General features: G+C 74.8%; 10 protein-coding genes, 5 tRNA genes and 1 pseudogene. 9 read left to right on the top strand and 7 right to left on the bottom strand.

Annotated features, from left to right (window positions below; genetic code table 11):
* Positions 1–62: 62 nt before the first annotated feature.
* Together ACIQG9_RS13050 and bioD are read left to right on the top strand one after the other, a co-directional pair.
* Positions 63–1,199 (top strand): 8-amino-7-oxononanoate synthase, encoded by a 1,137-nt coding sequence (locus ACIQG9_RS13050; protein ID WP_400401150.1) that lies wholly within the window; start codon positions 63–65, stop codon positions 1,197–1,199.
* A 55-nt stretch (positions 1,200–1,254) separates the two neighbouring features.
* Positions 1,255–1,980, top strand: a complete 726-nt coding sequence (gene bioD / locus ACIQG9_RS13045) for a dethiobiotin synthase (RefSeq protein WP_400401148.1) — start codon at positions 1,255–1,257, stop codon at positions 1,978–1,980.
* A 15-nt stretch (positions 1,981–1,995) separates the two neighbouring features.
* On the opposite strand, the gene ACIQG9_RS13040 is transcribed toward bioD, so the two are convergent.
* From ACIQG9_RS13040 to ACIQG9_RS13025, 4 genes are all read right to left on the bottom strand, one after another.
* Positions 1,996–3,501 carry a SulP family inorganic anion transporter gene (locus ACIQG9_RS13040; RefSeq protein WP_400401146.1) on the bottom strand — a complete coding sequence of 502 codons (1,506 nt, stop codon included), beginning with the start codon at positions 3,499–3,501 and terminating at the stop codon, positions 1,996–1,998.
* A 94-nt stretch (positions 3,502–3,595) separates the two neighbouring features.
* Positions 3,596–3,838, bottom strand: a complete 243-nt coding sequence (locus ACIQG9_RS13035; RefSeq protein WP_400401144.1) for a hypothetical protein — start codon at positions 3,836–3,838, stop codon at positions 3,596–3,598.
* 1,015 nt (positions 3,839–4,853) lie between these two features.
* A complete protein-coding gene (locus ACIQG9_RS13030) occupies positions 4,854–6,029 on the bottom strand; it encodes a cytochrome P450 (protein WP_400401142.1) in 1,176 nt (391 codons plus the stop codon).
* Between the two features lie 9 nt (positions 6,030–6,038).
* Positions 6,039–6,707, bottom strand: a complete 669-nt coding sequence (locus ACIQG9_RS13025) for a class I SAM-dependent methyltransferase (protein WP_400401140.1) — start codon at positions 6,705–6,707, stop codon at positions 6,039–6,041.
* Positions 6,708–6,857: 150 nt separating this feature from the next.
* Between ACIQG9_RS13025 and ACIQG9_RS13020 the strand changes: the two genes are divergently transcribed.
* Entirely contained in the window at positions 6,858–7,721 is an 864-nt protein-coding gene (locus ACIQG9_RS13020) for a hypothetical protein (RefSeq protein WP_400401138.1), read from the top strand.
* 114 nt (positions 7,722–7,835) lie between these two features.
* Here the strand turns inward: ACIQG9_RS13020 and ACIQG9_RS13015 are convergent, their stop codons facing one another.
* A complete protein-coding gene (locus ACIQG9_RS13015) occupies positions 7,836–10,766 on the bottom strand; it encodes a M36 family metallopeptidase (RefSeq protein ID WP_400401136.1) in 2,931 nt (976 codons plus the stop codon).
* A gap of 403 nt (positions 10,767–11,169) precedes the next feature.
* On the opposite strand from ACIQG9_RS13015, the pseudogene ACIQG9_RS13010 reads away from it, so the two are divergent.
* Positions 11,170–11,385: pseudogene (locus tag ACIQG9_RS13010) on the top strand (alkane 1-monooxygenase); the annotation flags it as partial.
* A gap of 106 nt (positions 11,386–11,491) precedes the next feature.
* On the opposite strand, the gene ACIQG9_RS13005 reads toward ACIQG9_RS13010, so the two are convergent.
* Both ACIQG9_RS13005 and ACIQG9_RS13000 read right to left on the bottom strand, forming a co-directional pair.
* On the bottom strand, positions 11,492–12,073 hold the full coding sequence (locus tag ACIQG9_RS13005; RefSeq protein WP_400401134.1) for a TIGR03086 family metal-binding protein: 582 nt from the start codon (positions 12,071–12,073) through the stop codon (positions 11,492–11,494).
* A 160-nt stretch (positions 12,074–12,233) separates the two neighbouring features.
* Positions 12,234–12,833: a TetR/AcrR family transcriptional regulator gene (locus ACIQG9_RS13000; RefSeq protein WP_400401132.1), complete on the bottom strand. Its 600-nt coding sequence runs from the start codon at positions 12,831–12,833 to the stop codon at positions 12,234–12,236.
* Positions 12,834–13,131: 298 nt separating this feature from the next.
* Between ACIQG9_RS13000 and ACIQG9_RS12995 the strand changes: the two genes are divergently transcribed.
* The 5 genes from ACIQG9_RS12995 to ACIQG9_RS12975 all read left to right on the top strand — a co-directional run bounded on the left by ACIQG9_RS12995 (position 13,132) and on the right by ACIQG9_RS12975 (position 13,892).
* Positions 13,132–13,204 (top strand) — tRNA-Gly (locus ACIQG9_RS12995).
* Between the two features lie 34 nt (positions 13,205–13,238).
* Positions 13,239–13,309, top strand: a tRNA-Cys gene (locus ACIQG9_RS12990).
* A 16-nt stretch (positions 13,310–13,325) separates the two neighbouring features.
* A tRNA-Val gene (locus ACIQG9_RS12985) sits at positions 13,326–13,400 on the top strand.
* A gap of 335 nt (positions 13,401–13,735) precedes the next feature.
* Positions 13,736–13,808: transfer RNA gene (locus tag ACIQG9_RS12980), tRNA-Gly, on the top strand.
* 9 nt (positions 13,809–13,817) lie between these two features.
* Positions 13,818–13,892: transfer RNA gene (locus ACIQG9_RS12975), tRNA-Val, on the top strand.
* Positions 13,893–14,439: the final 547 nt, after the last annotated feature.

Genomic DNA, 14,439 nt, shown 5'->3' with positions numbered 1-14,439 from the left:
ACCGACCGGCGGGTGGTAACTTCGCCCGCGGAAGACGGGGTCGACGGCAGGGAGGTAGACCGGTGGCGGACTGGCTGGCGGCCCTGGACCGCCGCGCCGAGCTGCGGGCCAAGGCCGGGCTCACCCGTACCCTGCGCCCGCGCGCCGCCGCTGACCCGATGGTCGACCTGGCCGGCAACGACTACCTCGGGCTGGCCACCCACCCCGAGGTCACCGCCGCCGCCGGGCGGGCCCTCGCCGGGTACGGCCTGGGCGCCACCGGCTCCCGGCTGGTCCGTGGTTCCACCGACGCCCACCACGCCCTGGAGGACGACCTCGCCGGGTGGCTCGGCGTCGAGCGGGCGCTGGTGTTCTCCTCCGGCTATTTGGCCAACCTCGCCGCCGTCCGGGGCCTCGTCCAGCCGCGTACGCTGCTCGTCTCCGACGCCCACAACCACGCCTCGCTGATCGACGGCTGCCGGATCTCCGGCGCCGAGACCGTGGTCACCGCGCACGCCGACGTCGACGCGGTGGCCGCCGCGCTCGCCGCCGCGCCCGGCCGCCCGGCCGTGGTGGTCACCGAGTCGGTCTTCTCCGTCGACGGCGACCTCGCCCCGCTGGCCCGGCTGCACGCCGTCGCCCGCCGGCACGGCGCGCTGCTGCTGGTCGACGACGCGCACGCGCTCGGCGTCACCGGCCCGGCCGGGTCCGGCGGGGTCGCCGCCGCCGGGCTGGCCGGCGAGCCGGACGTGGTGGTCACCGCGACCCTCTCCAAGGCGCTCGGCGGGGCCGGCGGGGTGGTCGCCGGCCCGGCCGAGTTCGTCCGGCACCTGGTGGAGACCGGCCGCACGTTCATCTTCGACACCGCGCCGCCGCCGGCCGTCGCCGCCGGGGTGCGGGCCGCCGTGGCGCTGGCCCGGTCCGCCGACGACCTGCGCGCCGAGCTGGCCGACCGGGCCGGGTACGCGGTGCGCCGCCTCGGCGCGGCCGGGTTGACCGTCTCCACCCCCGACGGCGCGGTGGTGTCGGTGACCGCCCCCGGCCCGGAGGCCGCCACCGCCTGGGCGGCCGACTGCCGCGACCGGGGGGTCGCGGTCGGCTGCTTCCGGCCGCCGTCCACCCCGGACAGCCGCTCCCGGCTGCGACTGACTCTCTCGGCCGGGGTGACCCGGGCGGACTTCGAGCGGGCCCTGGAGGTCATCGTGGAGTGTGCGCCGTGAGCGCGAGGAGTGAGCCGTTCCTGCGAGCCCCGCAGTCGCGAACCGGGGTGTCCTGATGAGTGGGTGGACCGGGGCGGTGCTGGTGACCGGCACCGACACCGAGGTGGGCAAGACGGTGGTGACGGCGGCGATCACCGCCGCCGCGCAGGCCGCCGGCCTGCGGGTCGCGGTGGTCAAACCGGGCCAGACGGGTACGGCCACCGGCGAGCCCGGCGACGTCGACTCGGTGACCCGGCTGGCCGCCCCGCTGACCGGCCGCACCCTGGCCAGCTACCCCGATCCGCTCGCCCCGCTGGCCGCCGCCCGGGTCGCCGAGTTGGAGCCGTTGGAGCTGTACACCGCCGTCGACGCCATCCGCGACGAGGTCGACAAGCACGACCTGGTGCTCGTCGAGGGGGCCGGCGGGCTGCTGGTACCGATGGGGCTGCGTCCGTCCGGCGAGCCGTGGACCGTCGCGGACCTGGCCGTCTCGCTCGGCGCTCCGGCGGTGGTGGTGGCCCGCGCCGGGCTGGGCACCCTCAACCACACCGCGCTCACCCTGGAGGCGCTGGAGCGGCGGGCCATCCCCGCCGGCGTGGTGATCGGCGCCTGGCCGGCCGAGCCGGAGCTGGTGCACTGGGCCAACCTGACCGAGCTGGTGCCGCACCTACGCGGCGCGCTGCCCACCGGCGCCGGGGCGATGGACCCGGGGGTGTTCCGCCGCTCCGCCCCGGGCTGGCTCACCCCCGACCTGTACGGGGTGCTCGACGACTGGCGTACCTGGGCCGAGGACGCCGGCTGAGCACCCGACCTGCGCTCACTCGGTGGCGCGGACCGGGCGCGTGCGGTCGTCCTCCGCCGGACGCGGTGCGACGACCTGCACGCTGACCCCCGTGTTGCGGTTGTGCGTCTCGATCCAGGCGTCCAGCGCCGTCCGGCAGGCGTGGTCGACATGGCGCAGGTCGCGCAGGTCCAGCCGGACGGTCCGGTCGGGCGGCAGCGCGTTCAATGTGGTGAGGATGGTGGGCAGCCGGAGGAAGGTGGCGTTGCCGGCGATGGTGACGTCGATCGGCCCGGCGTCGCCGGCTCCGACGGTGACCCGTACGTGGGACGTCTCCCACGCGGCCTTCACCACGGCCAGGCCGAGGCCGACCAGCACACCGGTGAACATGTCCGTGGTGAGGATCGCGGCGGCGGTCACCACCAGCACCACCGCCTCGCCCCGGTGCTCCCGCCACAGTGCGGGCAGGGCCCGCAGCGGCAGCAGCTTGCTTCCGGCGTGTACCAGCACGGCGGCGAGCGCGGGCATCGGGATCAGCCCGATCAGGCCGGGCACGGCGGCGGCGAACAGCAGCAGCCACGCCCCGTGCAGCACCCGGGACGCCTTCGTCCGCGCGCCGGCCTGCACGTTGGCGGCGCTGCGGACGATGACGGCGGTCATCGGCAGCGCGCCGAGCAGGCCGCAGACCGTGTTGCCGGTGCCCTGCGCGACGAGTTCCTTGTCGAAGTCCGTCCGGGGGCCCTGGTGCAGCCGGTCGACCGCTGCCGCGCTGAACAGGCTCTCCGCCGAGGCGACTAGGGCGAACGTGACGACGGTGGCGAGTACCCCGAGGTCGGCCAGGGTGCCCCAGTGCCCGAGCGACGGCTGGACCGCCGCCAGCAGCCCCTCCACCCGGATGGTGTCCACCGGCAGCCCCAGCGCCGCGCTCGCCCCGGCCGCCGCCACGACGGCGACCAGCGCGCCCGGGACGGTGCCCAGCCGGCCGGGCAGGGCGTCCCAGAGCACCATGACCACGATCGTGGCTGCGCCCACGGCGAGCGACACCTGTGCCGTACCGGAGTCGGTGACGTCTGCGACCAGTGCCGGCAGCCCGGCGAACGCGCCGAGCCCCGGTGTCGGCGTGGCGGCCCCGGCCAGCACGTGGAGCTGGCCGGCGATCAGCAGCAGGCCGATGCCGGCCAGCATGCCGTGCACCACGGCCACCGAGATGGCCCGGAACCAGCGGCCGAGGCGGAGCAGCCCCAGGCCGACCTGGAGCAGGCCGGCGACCACCACGATGGTGCCGAGGCCGGTCAGCCCGTAGCGGTCGACGGCCTCGGCGACCAGCACGGTCAGGCCGGCCGCCGGCCCGCTGACCTGGAGGCTGCTGCCGGGCATGAGGCCCACCACCAGGCCGCCGACAACGCCGGTGACCAGGCCGAGTTCGGCCGGTACGCCGGAGGCGACGGCGATGCCGACGCAGAGCGGCAACGCGACGAGGAAGACGACGAGGGAGGCGGGCAGGTCGGCGCGGAGGGCGCGCCAGGGCAGGAAAGACGGCATGGTTCACATCCGGGAGGCTGCGCGGCGGTCAACGGGTCGGCCGTACGTCGTGGGACGGCGGACAGGCGGCGGTGGTGGATGTGGCGTGCGCCGTCTAGCAGCGCAGGACGCTCCGCCGGACCGGGTCGGGCACGGCGTCGGCGGTGAGCGGACGCCCGTCGCCGGTGTGCTGCCGCCGGGTGAGTACGCCGGGGACGCACCGGGCCTCCTGGGCCACCGGGTCACGGCGGTCGGTCGACTGCTGGTGACGTCCGGTGCGGGTGACCGACGCGCAGGTCTTCCCGCCGACGGCGGCCACCCTGGCATAGTCGGGCGACCAGCCGGCGCGTGCGTTCACCGCATGGGGCATGGCCGTCACCCGGGCGTCCCGCGCGCCCGTCAGGACGAGGCGTGGCCGATGGTCCACCGCCGCACCGAGCGCCGCAGCGGAACCGGGCAGGATCCGGGGCTGCGGGCGGGCCAGGCTGGTCGGCGTCGCGGTGGCTCCTGCCGCCCTCGCGGTGGCTCCTGCCGGCGCTGTGGTGGCTCCTGCCGGCGGTGTGGGCGCGACGGCGGGTGCTGGGGGATCGGCGGCAGGTGTTGCGAGTGCGACGGCCACTGTTGCGGGACCGGCGGCGGGGGTTGCGGGACCGGCGGCGGGGGTTGCGGGCACGACGGCGGTGTGGTCGGCAGGCCCCGGTACGGGGCGGCAGGCGACCGCGACGTGCAGGAGGACAACGAAGACGAGCAGTGGGACCAGGGCGACGAGCCTGCGCTGCACCCTCACCCCCCAGGCCGGTACGCGTGCGCGCGACCGCGCGTCCACATCGGGACCAACCCGCCGCCGTAGGCGTCGGTTACGCCCGTTTCAGCAGGTGAAACGGGATCTGCCTGTGACGACGGCAGGGTCGGCGAGCTGCGGAGCGCTGATCGGGAAACGTGCAAGCGTCTACCGGTCGCCGGTCGCCGGTCGCCGGTCGCCGGTCGCCGGTCACTGGGCGCCGGATGGCGGCCGTTGTTCGTTGTTCGTCGTTCGCCGGGCAGCGGGCAGCGGGCAGCGGGCAGCGGGGAGCGGGCAGCGGGCAGCGGGTGGTGGGCGTCGGGTGGCGGGGTGCCGGATGGCGGGGTGCCGGGTGGCTGGGTGCCGGGTGGTGGGCACCGGGTGTTGCGCGCCGTCTCACCCGCCGGCCGCATGGTCCGCCGTGGGCACCGGCCCAAGATCGTGCTCGATCCAGGATGTAGTCCCCTCCGTGGCAGCGGGAGGGGACTACATCCTGGATGTTGTGGCGGGCCCGGTGCCGATTCGGTGGTGACGGGCGAGCTGTCGGCCGATGCGGTCCGGTGAAGGCCGTGGGTGCCGGGAATGCGAACAATCAACCAGTGGGCAGTCTGCGCCGGACCACGAACGAGTCCGGCATCCGGAAGGTGAGATTGTCCGGGCACCACGGCGGCCGGAGCACCGTCACCGAGTCCAGTAGCGGCGTGGCCTCGGCCACCACCACCGCCGCCTCCATCCGGGCGAGCTGCGCGCCGACGCAGCGGTGCGCCCCCGCCCCGAAGGCCAGGTGCCGGCGCGACCCGCGCTGCCCGGGGTGGAATCCGGCCGGGTCGGCCACCACCTCCGGGTCGCGGCCGGCGCGGGCCAGCCAGAGCAGCACGGAGGTGCCTGCCCGTACCGCCGTACCGCCCAGGGTGGCGTCCGTGGCGGCCACCCGCCGCCAGGTCACGATCGGCGGTTCCAGCCGTAGCCCCTCCTCGACCACGTCGGCGACGGCGAGGGTGCCGGCGCGCAGTCCGGCGCGTACCTCGGGCTCGCCGGTGAGCCGGTGCAGCAGCAGGGTGAGGAACTGGGCGGTGGTCTCCTGGCCGGCGACCAGCAGGAAGAACAGCGCGCCGACCAGGACGTCGGGGGAGTGCCCGGCGGCGCGCAGCCGGCCGGCCAGGCCGCCTCCAGTGCCGGCGAACTCGCGCAGCACGGTGTGGAACCGGCCCACCTCGGCGGCGAGGGTCCGCTGCCGGTCGGCGTCCAGTGGTGCCCAGAACAGCTCCAGCGCCGCCCGGGCGAAGTTCTTCACCGCGCCGACCGGGGCGTCCGGCAGCTCGACGAGGCGGGCCAGCGCCAGCAGCGGCAGGTCGGCGGCGAGCCGGGCGTACAGGTCGACCTCTTTCCCGGCGGCCAGGTCGGCGGCGATCCCGGCCACCCGCTCGCGGACCAGCGCGGTCAGCCACGGCCGTTGGGCGGCCACCCGGGTCGGATGCAGCGCCTCGGCGACGATCGCCCGGATCGCCGGGTGGTCGGGGCCGCCGTTGTTCGCCAGGGTCGGCGGCAGCCGGAACCGGTGCCCGGCCAGCACCCGCAGCGCGGCGACCGGGATCGGGGTCACCGCGTCCAGGGCGTTGTCGGGCCGCCAGGTCACCGGGTCGGCGAGCACCTGGCGGACCAGCGCGTGCCGGGTCACCACCAGGTGGTCGACGCCGACGTGGTCGGTGACCGTGGCCACGTCCGGCCACGGTCCGTCGAGGGACGCCCCCCAGCCCCGGAACAGCACCCGGTCACGCTAGCGGGCGGCTCCGGGCGGGGTCGGGTCCAGCTCCCAGACGGTGGTGCGCTTCACCCGTACGCTCTCCAGCGCCTCCGGCACCGGCACGTCGTACGCGGCCAGCTCGCGGAAGCGTTCCCGGGGCAGGAACGCCCGGCCCGGGTCGCCGACCAGCACCCGGGCCCCGGAGCGGGCGGCCCGCAGCAGGAAGCGCAGCATCCGCCGGGCCATCGCCTCGCTGTAGAAGACGTCCCCGGCGAGCACCACCTCGGCGTCCCCGGCGTCGCCGTCGAGGACGTCACCCAGCTCGGCGTCGACGCGTACCCCGTTGGCCTCGGCGTTGAGCGCGACGGCGGCCACCGCCCGCTCGTCGATCTCCACCGCCCGGACGGACGCCGCGCCGACCCTGGCGGCGGCGATGGCGACCAGGCCGGAGCCGGCGGCGAGGTCGAGCACCCGGCGGCCGGCGACCAGGTCCGGATGGTCGGTGACATACCGGGCCAGGCCCTGCCCGCCGGCCCAGGCGAAGGCCCAGAAGGGCGGCGGCTGGGCGCTGCGGAACTCGCCCTCGGTCAGCTCCCAGAGCCCGATCGGCTCGTCGGCCTGGTGCAGCCGCACCTCGGGGACGAAGGCGACCGGGGTGAGCCGGGCGTGCAGCCGGACGAAGGCCGCGGAGAGTTCGGACACCCGGAGAGTGTGCCCCGGCGACGAATCCCGGCGTGTCGCGGGTCGGTCGTGACCGGTTCACCACTGTCGGTGATAATCCGTCCCGTACTTCACGGTCTGTGCCAACACGCCCGTCTACCGGCTTCCCCCGGGCCGCTCATAGCGTGGCGGGTGGACCAGACCGACGGGGCGGACGAGGCGGTGGTGATGGTGTGGCGGAACGCGCTGCGGGTCGGGGTGGTGCTGGCCTGCCTGTCGGGGACAGGGCTCGCCGGGCCGGCGCCGGCGTCGGCGGCGGACCGCTTCGCCACCGAGCTGAGTGGCCTGCCGGACGAGTTCACCGCCGGTGACCAGGTGCGGACGGTCTCGGCGGTGGTGTCCCGCAACGGCGGTGGCGGGTGCGTGAAGGTGCGCTGGTCGATGGTGCTCACGGTGCAGGGGCTGCGGCTGGACCAGGTGAAGATGGACCGGGTCGAGGAGTCCGGCTCGTTCCCGCTGGAGATCCGGACCGAGGGGGACGTGGCCCGGCTGACCGACCGGCAGCTCGATCCGGGCACGCTCTGCCCGGACCGGACGGTCACCGCCACCTACCGGGTGGCCTTCGCCGAGGACGTCACTCGGGGCCGGATCACCATGGCCGCCGAGGCGTACGACGCGGACCTGCGCCTGCTGGCCCGGCAGAGCGCGACCCGACAGGTCGTCGGTACGGCTGTCCCCACCACGCGGGCAGCCGCCCCGACGCCGACCGGGTCGCCGGAGTCGATCGGGGCGGCGGTGGAGCCGACCGAGGCGGCCGACCCGACCGACGAGGCGGTCGCCGAGGTGCCGCCGCCGGCTGCGGCGAACCGTTCGGCGAACCAGCCCGGCGGCTTCGGGGTGGTGCAGGCGGCCTTCCTCCTCGGCGGCCTGCTGCTCTTCCTCGGCGTCGGACTGCTGCTGCGACTGCGTCAGCTCACCCGGGCCGGGTCCGCCGGCGGCGGGGACGACATCGGTCCCACCCGCCGGCCGGTGCGCTGGACTGCGGCCCGGCGCTGATCGGGGGCCGGCGCTGATCGGGCCGCCACTGATCGGGGGGCCGCCGCTGATCGGGGCCGGCGCTGATCGGGGCCGCCGGGACCGGGTGGCGTTACCACCCGGCCCCGGCGGGTGTCACTTGTCGAACACCTGGAACTCGGCGATCCGTACCTGGTCGCGCGCCGGGCTGGCGGTCGCGCAGTCGGTGCTGGTCGCCGGGTCGTCGTCCTGCTCACCGGCGTACGCCGGCCCGCCGGTGCACTGGCTGGTCAGCACCTCCAGCCGGACGTGGGTGGCGAGGGTGGTCGGCACCCGGAACGACCGCAGGTTGATGTCCCGGGTGTAGGCCCGGTACTTCCCACCCGGGAACGCGTCGTCGGCACTGGTGTAGATCCGCTCCCAGCGGGCCGGGTCGGCGCAGTCGGTGGTCTTCGCGTTGCAGGCCGACACCGCGAACGCGCGCAGCGCGCTCAGTGCGTTCTGCGAACCGGCGTCGGCGTCGCCGGTGATCGCCGGGCGGAGCATCCCGCTGACGTTGATCCGCTTCACCACCTGCGGCGCGTCGCCGGGCAGCGCCACGGTGACGCCCGTGCCGGCCACCCCGGTCAACGAGGCCCAGTTGGTGGCCTCGGTGTCGTCGCCGATCCGGTCCAGGTTCACCCCGTCACCGGTGATGGTCGCCCCGGCGGCGGTGGACGCCAGGTTGCGGCTCAGCCGCAGGTCGACGTACGTCTGCTTGCCGGCCTTGGCGACCACGTCGAGCCGCTGGTGGCCGAAGCCGGGCGCGACCGCCAGCAGTTGGTACGTCCCGGCGACCGCCTCGAAGGTGTCCGGCAGCGGCGTGGCCGGGTCGGTGTCGGCGACCGGGGTGGCCCGGGCCTCGTAGTCGCCGACGTAGAGCCGGATCGGGGCGTCCGCGCTGTCGCCCTTCGGGCGCAGGGTCAGCGTGGCGTTGCCGCCGGCCGGGCTGGCGAAGCTCGGCGTCGGGTCGGTGTCGGCGGCGCCGTTGGTGGCGGCGTCCCGGCCCATCCCGGAGCGGGCGAACTCGGCCCAGATCAGCTCCTGGTTGGCCCCGCCGAAGCGGAGCAGGTCGGCGGTGAGCAGGTTGTTCCGCATGTCGAGCATGCTGACCTGGCTGGCCGCCTGGAGCAGGAACGAGTCGAAGACGAGCTGCACCCAGCGCCGGTTGCCCGGGCAGGTGTCGGCGGCGACCCTGCCCTGGGCGCAGTCGAGCTGCCGCTGCGGGGTGCCCTGGCCGTACTTCTTGACCAGGGCGGCGCGGATCCGGTAGTTGGTCGCGCTCCAGATCTCCCCGTCGGCGTGCACCGCCGGGCCGCCGGTGTTGTAGCCGACGTCGGAGTAGTTGAGCGGGCTGCGGCTGAAGTCGTGGTTGCGGATGCCGCTGACCAGGTTGCCGGTGACGTAGCCGCCGGTGACGAACGGCGTCTCGCCCGGCGGGCGGATCCCGTGCTCGTAGAGGTACTCGGCGGCGAGCAGGTCGCTCCACGACTCGCCCATCGACCCGCCCTGGTGGCCGCTGATCCCGGTGTCCGGGCCGGCGATCATCCGGTTGGTGATGGCGTGGGTGTACTCGTGGCCGATCACCGTCATGTCGTAGTCGCCGTCCACGCACGGCGGGTACGGCCCGCCGGCCTGCGGCTGCCACAGGTACATGTTCGTGGTCGGGGGCAGCCCGTCACGCGGGGTGCCCTGGTTGGCGTTGTTCCGGTTGCCGCTCAGCGCGCCCTGCTGGGCCCGCCCCTGCTCGGCGTCGCCACCGAGGCCGGCGCCGCTGACGTTGACCGCCTGGAGGTTCCAGGTGGCCTCGGTGAAGCCGAGGTGCCAGGCCCAGTCGTGCATCCGGTTGTGCATGGCGAAGAGGTTGGCGGTCGCCGCGTCGGCGTCGTTGCGCTGCGCGGAGGTGAACACCGCCGGGTTGCAGCGGGCCTGGTGCCACTGGTCGGTGAACGGGTACTCGTAGCGGCGCTGCGGGCTGTCCGGGGCGTTCACCATCGGGCTGCCGGCGCCCCAGGAGACCACCGTGTTGGCGGAGTTGCCCCGGGAGGTGCCGGTGGGTGCGCCGGTCGCCAGGTCGAGGTCCCAGGGCTGCCCGCCGACCGGGTCGCGGAAGGCGGCGGCGCAGTTCGGCGCGGTCGTGGCGCACCAGCGGACCCGGGGGTCCAGGCCGGGGGCGAGGTCCTGCGGCGGGGTGGCCGGGTAGACCGCCCAGCTCGGGTTGTCGGAGTCGAAGTCGACCAGGTCCTCGCGGACCAGCACGGCCCCGGTGATCCCGTCGACGTAGCTGGTGACGGCGGTCGGGTGGTCGGTGGCCTTCCCGATCAGGGTCACCTCGTACGCGGCCCGGTTGCCGTCGACCGGGGTGGGCACGGCGACCTGGCGGACGCTGTGGCTGGCCACCCCGGCGGCGTCCAGGCCGGCGTCGGCGAGCGCGGCGGCGTACGCCTGCTCGGCGGTGCGGGTGGCCGGGGCGGGGGCCGCGGAGTCCCGGGCCAGCGAGGAGCTGACCGCGAGCACCGTGCCCCGGGTGACCGCCACGGTGACCAGGCCGTCGTGGCCGGCGGGCAGGTCGCCGAAGCGCTGCCGCAGGGTCACCACCGCCCCGTCGCCGACCGGCCGGACCAGCAGCCGGTCCAGCGCGGCGACCGCCCCGGCGTCCAGCCCGAACAGGTCCCGGTTGTCGGTGAGGTAGCGCCGGGCGGCGGCCTCGGGGTCGGCGGGCAGGCCGGTGGCGAGCGGTTCCCGGGCCGGGCCGAGGGCGTGCGGGGTGCCCAGCCGGTTCCACCGGACGTCGGCGCCGGTGGCCCGGGCGAGGCCGCGCTGGCGGGCGTCGGGGGCCGCCGTACCGGCGCGGTTGTCGACGTCGGCGGACTGGTGGGTGTCGTCGGTGAACGCGCCGGAGCGGCTCGGGGTCGGGGCGTCGCCCGGTGCGGCCGTGGCGGTGGCCCCGCCGGGCAGCAGGGCGGCGACCACGGCGGCGGTCGCCAGTACGGGAACGAGCCGGCGTCGGCGCCGGCTCGTTCGGGGTGTCCACTCCGGTCTGGGCACGGAACCTCCTTGTGGGAGCGGTGGCCGGCGGGTGGGCCGGCCCGGGGCAGGCGTTCCTACGCATGCGCATAAGTGGATACCAGGCGAGCCGGACCGGGGCAAGGTCATCAGTGGCGGCCGACCCCGCCGAGGTCACCCCCGATCTCTTTACAAGAAGCCGCCTCTTGTAAAACGGCGCACCGGCTGCCACGGTCGGGACAACCCCGCGAGATCGGAGGTCGACGATGGACACCAGCGCCGCCCCGACCGCCTGGCGCGACACTGGCAAGCCGCTCTGGCCGCTGGCCCTGCTCGTCCCGACCCTGCCCTTCGAGGGCTTCCTGGCCTGGTGGGGCACCGGTGCTGGAGGCCGGCCGGTTCCGGCGGCGTGGCCGCAGCCCGTGGACGTACCGCAACGACATCCCGCTACCAGACCCTGCGCAGCTTCGACGCCTCACCACAGCTACCGGCCGGCTACGCCACCATGGTGGTCGCGGCGCTGCTCCCGCCGGTGTGGCGGCGGGTGATGGACCCCCGGGTGCTCGCCCACTACGGCGGTGACCTCGACCTGGCCAACGTGCACCCGCCGGCCCGGCGTCGGCTGCGCCGCCGCCACGGCCGCGCCCCGGTCGAGGGCTGACCGGCCACCGCGCCGACGTGCGGGTGCCTGCCCCCGACTCCCGCTCGCCGCCGCGCAGCGCCCCGCCGGGGTCCGGTCCGGTGGCCGGCCGCCGGCCGTGCCCCGGTCAGGCCGGTGGGGTCCAGTCCGGGTCGCGGCCGAAGGCGGCGATCAACCGGTCCTGGCGGTCCGCGTCGGCGGGCACCGCCACGTCCGGCCGGACCAGCTCCACCCGCCGGTACCCGGCGGCCCGCCCGGCGAACCACCGCAGGCACGCGTCGACCGCCGCCGGGTCCAGCCGGGGGTCCGCGCCGACCGCCACCGCCAGATCCCAGCCGTGTACGAGGTGCTCGGCGACGAGCTGGTGCAGGTACTCGCCGGCCGCGGTCGGCCCGGCGGCCAACGCGACCGTGCGGTCCAGCGCGCCGGGGTGGCTGGCGGCGATCTCGGCCTGGGCCGCCGCCTCCCGGGCGGCGGCGACCGGATCGTCGCCGAGCTGGTCCCCGCCGAACCGGTCGCCCACCTCGCCGACGGTGCGCCCGGCGAGCAGCGGCACCGTCCAGCGGTCCTCGCTCACCACGTGGTCGACCAGGGTGCGCACGTCCCAGTCCGGGCAGGGGGTCGGTTCCCCCCACTGCCCGGGCGCGACCTGGTCCACCCGGTCGGTGAACTCGGCCAGGCTGCGGCGGTAGGTGTCCAGCAGGTCCATGCCCTCGATTGTCCCGCCCGACCTGCCGGTGCGAGCGGTTTCCGCCGCCCCGCCGCCGGCCGGTCCGGCGCGGTGGCTGGGGTTCCTGCGGCGGTGGCCGGGGTCCTGCGGCGGTGGCCGGGGTCCTGCGGCGGCCCGCCCGCCGGTCGGTCCGGCGCGGTCAGGCGAGCTGGACGGTTTCGAGGCCCAGCTCGCGCGCCGCGACCAGCCGGATCCACTCGCCGAACTGCCGCCGGGAGATCACCCGCTCGTGTACCGCGAGCTGGACGGCGAGCCCGTCCATCACCGCGTTGATCCGCCAGGCGGCGCCGGCCGGGTCGGCGCAGTCGAAGGTCCCGTCGGCGACCCCGGCGGAGATCACCGCCGCCAGGTCCTGCCGCCAGCGCAGGTCGAGCCGGCGGCAGACCTTCTCCAACTCCGGGGTACGCAGCGACTCCGCCCACCCGTCGATCCACATCGACCAGGGGCGGCCGGTGGGGGTGTAGAGGCGCAGAATGCGGCGCAGCTTGGCCAGCGGCGGGGCGGTGGACCGGAGCACCGTGTCCAGCCGGGCCAGGTCCTGCTCGACGGCGTACGCGAAGGCCTGGGCGAGCAGCCGTTCCTTGGTGGCGAAGTGGTAGAAGACCAGCGCCTGACTGACCCCGGCGGCGGCGGCCACGTCGGCGGTGCGGGTGTTGGCCAGTCCACGTTCGACGATCACGTCGCAGGCCGTTCGCAGCAGGGAATCCAGGCGGACATCGGCGGCGGCACGTCTCGTCACGCCGCTACGGTAACCTATCGACGCGAGCACAGGGAGTTACCGACTCGCCCGGCCGGACGGGCGGCAGTCGGAAGCCGGACAACGACTTCCTGGCACGCCGGACGCCTTCCCGTCCTGCTCAGGGCGGGTGTGGGGTCGCATCGCTCCGGCCTGGCCCACCAAGTCTCCTAGGATGCTCTAGGGGAGGTGGGGGTGGACACCCGTCCACCCCCGGACGCGCCGGGGCAACCCCCGATTTGGCATCGGTCCGACGGCTCGGCTAAAGTTTCCATCCGTCACCGGGTTCACCCGGCGACACGCGGACGTAGCGCAGCTGGTAGCGCATCACCTTGCCAAGGTGAGGGTCGCGGGTTCGAATCCCGTCGTCCGCTCGGAGCTGCCGCCACGCACGACGGGGGCAACCTCGGTGGGGTGGCCGAGAGGCGAGGCAACGGCCTGCAAAGCCGTGTACGCGGGTTCAAATCCCGTCCCCACCTCGGCAGTACAGAGCGCGGGCGATTGGCGCAGTGGGAGCGCGCTTCCTTGACACGGAAGAGGTCACTGGTTCAAACCCAGTATCGCCCACCAGTGAAAAGGCTCGTCACCTGATCAGGTGACGAGCCTTTTCCGTCGTACCCGCATCCCGGCCGACCGGTCGGCTCCGGCGGCCGGCCCACCGGGGCGGGCGACGGCCCGATGCTCCTCGACCCGCCGGTACTCCACCGGCTCGGTCGCGCCGACCGCGAGCGGGAAGCTGCTCGGTCCGGTACCCCCGACAGACTTCTCGGCGGGATGCGGTGCGCTGTCGAGGTGAGTCGGTCTCCCGGCGGTGAGCAGCGCCACCGTCGACGGGGTGGGGCCGGGCGGGCGGCGATCTTGCCATCGGGTAGAGTTCAACCCGTCGCCGGGGAAACCGGTGACACGCGGACGTAGCGCAGCTGGTAGCGCATCACCTTGCCAAGGTGAGGGTCGCGGGTTCGAATCCCGTCGTCCGCTCGCGATCACGGGCGATTGGCGCAGTGGGAGCGCGCTTCCTTGACACGGAAGAGGTCACTGGTTCAAACCCAGTATCGCCCACCACGTATTGCTGATGCACACCAGATCGGACAAGATCAAAGTCCGGTCTGGTGTGTTCTTTTTGTAGATCAAACTTGCTGGTCGGCGATGCAGCCGTTGAGGCGGCCTCGTCTCCGACTGGCCCCGTCGCTGAGGGCATGCACGGCGGCATGGGGCCGAGAAGCTGCCGGAACGGCTCTGTCAGCTCGTATCGCTCGACGGTCCCGTCCTGGCCCAGGTAGAGCTTCTTGAAGAACCCCTGGTTGATCTGACGCCGGATTGGCGGGGGAGCGGCGGCGTAGTGCCGCTGACAGTGGCCAGCGACCAACAGGGCGTCCTCCAGCGTCTGGGTCACTTCATCCAGGCTCGATGCCGCCGTGGTGATCTGCGTCTCTGCTTCGGCCAGGGCGTGGGTGAGTCGGTCCATCTCGGTCTTGAGAAGATCGACTGGCACAGCACCCGCGTAGTGGGCTTGCATGAGCTTCGCTCGCTCATCCTTGAGCCGAGCCAGGCGCTTCTTGGCGCGCTCGGCGTTCACCTCGGCGTCGACGCGCTGGGCCTCGAACTCTGT

Source organism: Micromonospora sp. NPDC092111 (genome assembly GCF_044755745.1).
In the GTDB taxonomy this organism is placed as follows: Bacteria; Actinomycetota; Actinomycetes; order Mycobacteriales; family Micromonosporaceae; genus Micromonospora.
This window is presented reverse-complemented; position numbering and strand designations above follow the sequence as displayed.

Bases quoted from the DNA above. Each gene is read 5' to 3' on its own strand.
- bioD (WP_400401148.1), top strand. From the start codon at position 1,255: ATGAGTGGGTGGACCGGGGCGGTGCTGGTGACCGGCACCGACACCGAG.
- ACIQG9_RS13005 (WP_400401134.1), bottom strand. From the start codon at position 12,073: ATGGACCTGCTGGACACCTACCGCCGCAGCCTGGCCGAGTTCACCGAC.
- ACIQG9_RS13040 (WP_400401146.1), bottom strand. From the start codon at position 3,501: ATGCCGTCTTTCCTGCCCTGGCGCGCCCTCCGCGCCGACCTGCCCGCC.